The 6,204-nt window shown below is 70.1% G+C and carries 5 protein-coding genes and 1 pseudogene; all 6 read right to left on the bottom strand.

All coding sequences use genetic code 11. From position 1 onward, the window contains the following. Positions 1-601, bottom strand: a pseudogene (locus Ae331Ps2_RS29955) (hypothetical protein); the annotation flags it as partial. Beyond that, positions 598-1,017, bottom strand: a complete 420-nt coding sequence (locus tag Ae331Ps2_RS31705) for a hypothetical protein (protein ID WP_139319285.1) — start codon at positions 1,015-1,017, stop codon at positions 598-600. The gene Ae331Ps2_RS31705 and the pseudogene Ae331Ps2_RS29955, both read right to left, overlap by 4 nt. Next, on the bottom strand, positions 1,014-1,421 hold the full coding sequence (locus Ae331Ps2_RS29945) for a hypothetical protein (RefSeq protein ID WP_139319184.1): 408 nt from the start codon (positions 1,419-1,421) through the stop codon (positions 1,014-1,016). Before Ae331Ps2_RS29945 ends, Ae331Ps2_RS31705 begins: the two co-directional genes overlap by 4 nt. Positions 1,422-1,662: 241 nt before the next feature. Further along, entirely contained in the window at positions 1,663-3,987 is a 2,325-nt protein-coding gene (locus Ae331Ps2_RS29940) for an FtsK/SpoIIIE domain-containing protein (RefSeq protein WP_075329921.1), read from the bottom strand. Further along, entirely contained in the window at positions 3,984-5,006 is a 1,023-nt protein-coding gene (locus Ae331Ps2_RS29935; protein WP_075550267.1) for a hypothetical protein, read from the bottom strand. Before Ae331Ps2_RS29935 ends, Ae331Ps2_RS29940 begins: the two co-directional genes overlap by 4 nt. 571 nt (positions 5,007-5,577) lie before the next feature. After that, positions 5,578-5,805 carry a hypothetical protein gene (locus Ae331Ps2_RS31700; RefSeq protein ID WP_139319180.1) on the bottom strand — a complete coding sequence of 76 codons (228 nt, stop codon included), beginning with the start codon at positions 5,803-5,805 and terminating at the stop codon, positions 5,578-5,580. Between the last annotated feature and the right edge of the window lie 399 nt (positions 5,806-6,204).

Here is a 6,204-nt window from a genome sequence, read left to right as displayed (position 1 = left end):
TGACGGCGCGGTCTTCGATGGTGTCGGGCATGCGTCCGATCCCGGCGAGGGCTGCCATGGCGAACGTGGAGATCGTTTCGACCCGGTTTTTGTGCTGGTCGTAGCGTTTCGCGGGCCGGTTGCGTTGGTGTCCGGCGTTGAGCAGGCCGCGGAGGTCTTCGTGGTTGTCGGCTTTGGGTCCGAAGATGGTGTCGGCTTCGTCGACCAGCATCGTGGGTGGATCTTGCGTGATGGAGCGGTAGACCGCGGCTGCGGTGGCGTTGACGGTGATGAACGGGTCATGGCAGGCGCCTTCGACGACGTCGAGGAGCCTCGATTTGCCGCAGCGCTTCTCCGGCGCCCGGATCACCAGCCGCGGTGCGTGCGCCCACGCGGGCTGAGCATGCGTGGCGGCGATCCAGAGGACCACGGCGACCCCGGCGGCTTCTGAGGGCAGGGAGACGTAGCACCGGAGCGCGGTCTCCAGGTCGTCGAGGATCACCGCCCCGACCGGGGCGGGGCTGGTGGTGTCGGACGCTGCCAGGGGTGTGGTGTCGGTCTTGGTGCCCGTTTCGGCACCTAGACCCTGACCTGCGGGTTCGTGGTCGTCGTGGGTGTTCACGGGTTCCTCCTGGTGGTCGTCGCGGGGCGGGTGGTGTGCGGGTGGTGTCGCCAGACGCGGCCGGTCACTTTGGGCTCGGTCGGGTGCTCGGTCCAGGTACCGGTCGGGGCGTAGGTGCGGAGTTCTGCGGCGGGATGTCCGTGCGGGTGGCGGTGTGCGGTGGTTTGCATGGCGTCGAGGTCGGCCCGCCAGTACCAGCGGCCCCGCCACGGCCCGTCGACCAGCACAGCCAGCTCACGGCCGTCGGCGACCTGGACGGCGAGCCGGGTTGTGGGGCGGTGTGCGGGTGAGGGGCGGTGCTGCCGCGTCGCTTCCGGTCCTCGCCCGCTGGGGCGGGCTGTGGTCCGGGTCGACTTGCCCACGACCAGCTGCTCACCGGTCGTCGTGGCCGTCGTTGTTGTGGCTGGGGTGGTCATGCGGCGGCCTGGCCGTGGATCCATTCGTCGATGTCGCCGTGCGGTGGGTAGCGGCGCCGCATCAACTCGGCGAGGGAGGGCTGCCGTGCCAGCCCGGCCTCGGCGTAGGCGGCGGACATGGCCTTGCTGGCGTCCCGCAGGGCGATCCAGTGGGCGTGCCGCAGGTCGGCGACCTCGACCCCGACCCTCGCTGCGACCAGCAGCGGCGCGGTCGGCTGGGAGCGGCCCAGCACGGAGGCGAGGACGACCGGGTCGACGAAGGCGATCACCTCCAGGGCGTCGGCCCGCTCGGCCAGGGCTTCGCCGTGGGTGTTCTGGTCGGGGTCGGACAGGTGCGGCGGCGGATGCGGAAGCCCGCCCCACACTCTCCCGACTAGTGACTGTGTGTGACTGGGTGTGGGCATGGTTGTCTCCTGTTGTGGGCATGCGAAAGGGGAGGGAGGGAGGCGCGGGGGTGCCTTCTCCCTGGTCAGATGAGGGGTTTAGAGGGGGAGGGGTGGGTTGCCTCCCTGGCCTCCCTGAGGCTCCCTGGGTGACTGTCTGTGCAGGTCAGGGCGGGGAGGGAGTCAGGGAGGGAGGTCAGGGAGGCGGTCAGGGAGTTCTCCCTGCCTCCCTGACGCCTCCCTGACTGCCTCCCTGTCAGAACTAGGGCTTCTGGGGACCTTCGCATCCATCACTGTCGGTGATGGGTTCGGTGGTGGGTTCGGTGTGGTGGTGGGTGTGGGCGTCGTGGATGCGGTGGGTGCTGAGGACCATGACGCCGTCGGATTTGTAGGGGCGTGCGGTGGTGGGGAGTTCGTCGGTGAGGCGGGCGAAGGTCCAGGCCTGGTAGTGGGCGCGGTCGAGGGTGGTGAGCGCGGCGAGTGCTTCTTGGGTGCGCATCCGGGTGTGTCCGGTCATGACGGTCAGGAGGTCGTCGAGGAGGTTCCGGTGGGGTGCGGGTTCGGTGCCGGTGCCGGGGCCGGCGGTGGTGTGTCCGGTCTTGGCGCGCTGCGCTGTGGCCCGGGTGACCAGCTCGGTCGCCTCGTCACCGCTGATGAAGTGGGTGCGCAGGATGATCGAGGACTCCCCGGCGGGCAGGTCCATCCCGACGCCGTTGAGGACGAGGGTTCCCTTGTCGATGCCCTGGCGTAGTAGGTGCGGCGCCGCGCCGCCGTCGACGGCCTTGTCTCCCACTGCCATGCGGGCCTGGGACTCGGTGCCCACGACCAGCGAGCCGCGGATGTGTGCGCCCTCCCGGACGAGTTTGGGCAGGTTCTGATCGGTCGGGTCCTGGGTGCCCTGCCACAGGTGCACGTTCACCGCCCGGCCTTGGTTGTGGAGTTTGCGGACGGCCATGAAGAACCGGGATCGGGAGGTCCGGCCGCCGTAGGGGTTGCGGTCGGTGTCGAGGACGGGACACATGTAGGCCTGTTGGGCTTCGTCGACGATGGCGAACAGCGGGTGGAACCCGGAGCCGGGTTTGCGGGCGAGGTCGCGGGTGACGCCGTCGGGGTAACGGTCACGGTCCAGTGAGGCGAGGCGACGTTGCATCTCGTCGACGACGTGTTCGAGCATCTCGGTGGCGGCGATGACGTGTTCATCTGCCGGTCCCTCGACCAGTTCCGAGGTCAGGGTGCCGAACATGTGCCAGTCCCCGATGCCTTTGAGGTCAGCGATCCGGAACTCGGTGGTCGGGTCGAACATCGCCCACAGCGCCAACGCGCGCAGCGCGGCGGTTTTGCCTTGGTTGGACAGGCCGGTGATGAGTAGGTGGGACTGGAGCAGGGAGATCGAGCGGGTTTGTCCGCGGAGGTCGCGGCCCCAGGGTGCGTGGCCGGTGTAGATGTCGGCGCGGACTCCGTCGGGGTCGGTGACCAGCGGTGATGGGCCGATGGGTTCGTCCAGGGCGCCGGGATCGGCGACCCAGAGCCGCACGGTGCGGGGTGCGGGCACGGTGATGAACAGTTCGTGTTCGTGGCGGTCGAGGTTCTCGGCGAGCCTGCGGCGCCGTGACTGGATGTCGCTGGTGGCGACTCCGGAGGGCAGCCGGATGTCGACCTCGACTCCGGCTCCGGCGATCCGGATCGGGGACAGCATGGCCCCGCCCGCGTCCTCGGAGCGTTTGATGGCCCTGGTCAGGGTGGGGATGCCGAGGTCGCGCAACGCGATGACGGTCTTCGATGGTGTGACCGTGTCATCGACGGGCCGCTGCCCGCCCGGAGCGACCCATGCCGGGGCGTCGGTGCGGGCCTTCCCGAGCGCCCACAGACCCACGACCGCTCCGGTCATTGCTAGAGCGCCGAGGAGGGAGCCGTAGATGGTCACGAACGCGACGGTCCAGGCCACGGCGTCGATCACGGCGACGATGGGGGCGATGACCTGGGTGATGTCCTTGGTGGCGAGGGCGAGGACGACCCCGAGGCCGACCAGCAGCCCGAGCACACTCAGCACTGCGGTCCCGGCCGCTTTGAGCCAGGCCAGTGGTGCGTTGATCCAGTCCATGACCCGCCCATGCCGGCGGGCTTTTTCGGCGACGTCACGGGCTTCCCACTCCAGGAGCCGGTCCTGGTCGCAGGCGGCTTCGGCGGCGCGCATCTGGCGTTCGTAGCGGGTGGTGCCGTGGGTGTCGCGCCACCGGGTCCAGAGGACACCAGCCCCGGCGAGGACGAACCACGTGTGTCTGACCAGCGCCTTCCCTGTCGTGATGGTGGTCGTCGAGGTGGCGACAGCGACGGTGTGACGGTGTGCCGTCGTGACGTCACAGCGGTAGAGCTCCCGCCGCGACCGGACCGGCGACACCACCGCAGAACTACTGATGACCTCGCCCTCGACCACGACCGGGCTGCCGGTGTCGGTGGTGGAGGTGTCGGTGTGGTGGTGCAGGGTGATGACCGGCGCCAGCGCGTCTTCTCTGTCGTGGTGGGTCGGGCTGGCGCCACCACTGTCCTTCCCGCGTCCGGTCTGGTCGTCGCGGTTGTCGTGGTTCATCGCTGGTCACCGCCGTTCTCATCGCGGTGTTCGTCGCGCAGGGCGCGGGCGCGTGCGGCGGAGCAGCGCAGCACCCGCCGGATCGACTCGGCCGAGGTCGGGTCGACCCGGCCGTGACCGACGGCTGCCCGGAGCTGACGACGAAGATCATCCAGGGACCGTGGAGTCGACCCGGTTTCAAGATCATGGTCGGGGTCGACCCCGGCCCTCGACGTTGATCTTGTCGACCTCGACTGTTGCAGGTCAGGCCTCGACTCCCCACCCAGCTCCGGCGCCGGTGGGTCGAGGAGGTCGACTCCGCCGCCAAGATCATCGTCGAGGTGGGAGTCGACCCACGGGTCGACCCGTGAGGGGAGGTCGGGATCGGTCCACGGGTCGTAGAGGTGGCCGTGGGTGAGCGCGGTCAGAGCGGCATCCCAGTCCCAGTCACCGTCCCCGTCGCTGTCCTGGCCTTCGGCGGCTGCGGTCGCGGTCGCGGTCATCGGGCCGGTCGGGGCGAGGGCGCGGCGACGGACTTGGTAGGCGCCGGGCCGGTAGGTCAGTTCAGCGGTGCCGTCCGGGCCGATGACCGCGGTGGCGTCGGCGATGGCGAGGCGGCGGGCTCGGTCGGTCTTCACCTCGACCAGCCGGTCCAGGCGCCCGGCCCGGCGCGCGGCCCGCCGCTCGGTCCGTGACCGGGGTGTCCCGGCGAGGGTGAGTTGGTGGGCGGCGACGCCGGCGATGGACACGACCGCCATCACGACTCCGGCGGTGAGGCCCTGTTCGAGGCCGTGGGCCAGGTTCATCCCGGCTGCGACCAGGGCGAACACCACGACCCCGACCTGCAACCCGACGACCGAGCGGGTCGGGTGCTGGTGGCGTGAGGCGAGAACGGCCAGAGCGAACGCCCACATGCCGAGTTCGGTGATCCCGGCCAGCAGCACACCGAGTGGGCCGTAGAGAGTGGTGCCGTAGGCGGCCATCGCGGGTGCAGCCAGAGTGAAGGAGAGGAGCGCGATCGGGTAGATCAGCAGCTCCACGACGTGGGTGGATGCCCAGGTCAAAGCCTTCGCTCGGCGGGCAGCCCGGGCTTGGGTGCGTGCTGCGGCCCGTTCGGCGCGGCGCTGGTCGGCGTGGTCGCGGTCGGCGCGTGCCTTTTCCCCGCGGGCGGTTTCGACCTCGATACGGCGTCGGGCAGCGGCGTCAGCGTCCTCACGAGCGAGACGCGCCTCCAGCGCGCGGGCCTCCCGTCGCTCGGCGGCGCGCGTTGAGGCCCACGAGTGCGGGGAAGAGTTCGTGGTGGTCATGCCCCGGCCCTCCCTGCACCCGTCTGACCAGCCGAAACTGGCTCAGAAGACGACTCAGCGGGCAGCTCAGTGGCCGCTGAGCGGGCCGCTGCCGACGGCAGGTCGGCGGCCCTGGTCGCTGCGGTTGCGGCTCGTTGGGCGCGCCACAGGCGCACCTCGACCGCTACCCACCACGCGGCGGCGAGGACGGTCGGGATGGCGAACCACCAGGTCACAGCGAGGGTCGCGCCGGTCAGGGCGCCGACGATGATGATCTCGGCAGCCCGGTCGGCGAGGCCCCGGGCGGTGGTGCGGAGTAGGGCGTTCATGCCGCCTCACCACCGGCGACACGGCCCTGACCAGCAGGAACCCGCGGGGAGAAGAACACAACCAGCCCAGCCGCGTCCGCCCCACCGGCCGCCTCGGACGGATCGGTCGGCTCGGTCGGCTCGTCGGAGACGTCGAGGCCGGCGAGGCCGGCGAGGCCGGCGAGGCCGGCGAGGGCGTCGTGGAGGAGGTCGCCGTAGCGGCGATCAATCACCGGCTCGGTCAACCCGTCCGGACACCACCCGCCCCAGGGAAACCCCAGGTCAAGACCGGTATCGGAGACTGCCGTGGAGGGATCGTCGGCGGGACAGGGGAGAACTCTTCCCCCCGCCAGTGGATGCATGAACGTGCTCAGGGCAGCATGGCCCATAGCCAATCACCTGCTTTCGACAGGTCGTTTGGTTAGGCCACACCCCGGAGTCGCATCCGGAGTGATGGCCGCAGCCCCGCCGGGCGGCGGAGTCGCCTATCCAGGAAGACACGCCCCCGGCGGGCCTGTCAACCCCCGCCTCGCGCCGATCTCGCCGGGCCCTCCCCACCCCGGATTCAGTCACAGAACGTGACGGACAGCTTGCGACGGTATATCGAGAATTATTTTTGCTGGTCAAGCCGCCACAGGGTGATC

The organism is Pseudonocardia sp. Ae331_Ps2 (genome assembly GCF_001932405.1).
In the GTDB taxonomy this organism is placed as follows: Bacteria; Actinomycetota; Actinomycetes; order Mycobacteriales; family Pseudonocardiaceae; genus Pseudonocardia.
The sequence above is the reverse complement of the archived record's forward strand: the minus strand, read 5'-3'. Positions and strand labels throughout refer to the sequence as shown.

Bases quoted from the DNA above. Each gene is read 5' to 3' on its own strand.
- Ae331Ps2_RS31705 (WP_139319285.1), bottom strand. From the start codon at position 1,017: ATGACCACCCCAGCCACAACAACGACGGCCACGACGACCGGTGAGCAG.
- Ae331Ps2_RS29945 (WP_139319184.1), bottom strand. From the start codon at position 1,421: ATGCCCACACCCAGTCACACACAGTCACTAGTCGGGAGAGTGTGGGGC.
- Ae331Ps2_RS29940 (WP_075329921.1), bottom strand. From the start codon at position 3,987: ATGAACCACGACAACCGCGACGACCAGACCGGACGCGGGAAGGACAGT.